This is a genomic window from Streptomyces sp. NPDC031274, from assembly GCF_055570235.1.
The window spans coordinates 1-1,235 of the sequence record NZ_JBVIHP010000320.1 but is presented as its reverse complement, the minus strand read 5'-3'; the positions used below and the strand labels follow the sequence as shown (position 1 = coordinate 1,235).

At 72.6% G+C, this 1,235-nt stretch carries 2 protein-coding genes; both read left to right on the top strand.

Annotated elements, in window-relative coordinates:
- Nucleotides 1–431, top strand: a 431-nt coding sequence (locus tag ACZ5CR_RS46015; RefSeq protein ID WP_468869908.1) for a PH domain-containing protein, incomplete at its 5' end; no start/stop codon positions are given.
- A partial coding sequence (locus ACZ5CR_RS46010; protein WP_468869905.1) for a PH domain-containing protein occupies nucleotides 428–1,235 on the top strand: 808 nt, incomplete at its 3' end. The genes ACZ5CR_RS46015 and ACZ5CR_RS46010, both read left to right, overlap by 4 nt.

Genomic DNA, 1,235 nt, shown 5'->3' with positions numbered 1-1,235 from the left:
TACTCGTCGTCCTGGGTGTTCTCGCCTGTGTGGCGGGCCTGCTCGTCTGGCTGTGGCGCATGCTGCCACTGCCGGTCAGCGCCGGGACCGCCGCGCTGACCGTGCTGCTCTGCGCCGCCTACGTGGTGATCGCGCCGCGCCGGCGGTACCGCGTGCACCGCTGGGAGACCACGGACGAGGCCGTCTACACCTCTTCCGGCTGGCTCTGGCAGACGTACAGGATCGCCCCGATGTCGCGGATCCAGACCGTCGACACCGCCCGCGGACCGCTGCAGCAGATGCTGGGCCTCGCCACCGTCGTCGTCACCACCGCATCCGCCGCCGGGCCCGTACGCATGCACGGGCTCGACCACGAGCGGGCCAGGGAGGTCGCGGACCACCTCGCGGCCACCACCCAGGCCACCCAGGCGGCCGACGGAGACGCGACATGAACCGCCCCACGGACACCCGCCAGGACGAAGCCACCCTGGCCCCTGATCCCCTGACCCCCGATCCCCTGGACGTGCCCGGGACGGCACCCGGCACGGCGCCCGTCCCGGGGGAGCGGGAACAGAGCGGCGTGCCCTGGCGGCGGCTCGACAACCGCCTGCTGCTCGTCCAGCTCAAATGGCTCATCCCGCCCGCCCTGTCCACCGCGTTCTACGCCCTCATCACCCTGGGCCGGCTCGACCGCGAGGCCTGGATACGTCTCGGCCTGCTCGCGGGCGTCTTCCTGCTGGTCATGCTGTGGCAGCTCGTGGAACTCCTCACCACCCGCTACCGCGTCGCCGGCGACATCCTCGAAGTGCGCACCGGCCTCCTCGGCCGCCGGCGCCGCACGGTCCCCTGTGACCGGATCCGGGGCGTCGACCTCACCGCGGACCCCTTCCAGCGCGTCTTCGGTCTGGTCACCGTGCGGATCACCACCGCCCAGGGCGGCGGCGAGGAGGGCGACACCAGCCTCGAAGCCCTGCGCGCCGCCGACGCGGATGAACTGCGCCAGACGCTGCTGCGCCGGGCCGATGCCGCGCCGGGCACGGCAGACGGCGACCGGATCATCGCCCGAATGGACTGGGCCTGGCTGCGCTACATGCCACTCAACTCCTGGGGCATCCTCGCCGTCCTCGTCGTGGCCGCCTCCGCCATCCGCATCCTGGACGGCTTCGGGATCGAGCGGGAGCGAGTCCTGCGTGCCGTCCTCGATTTCCTGGGCGCCGCCAGGATGGGGGAGAGCATCGTCCTCGGCACCCTCGCAC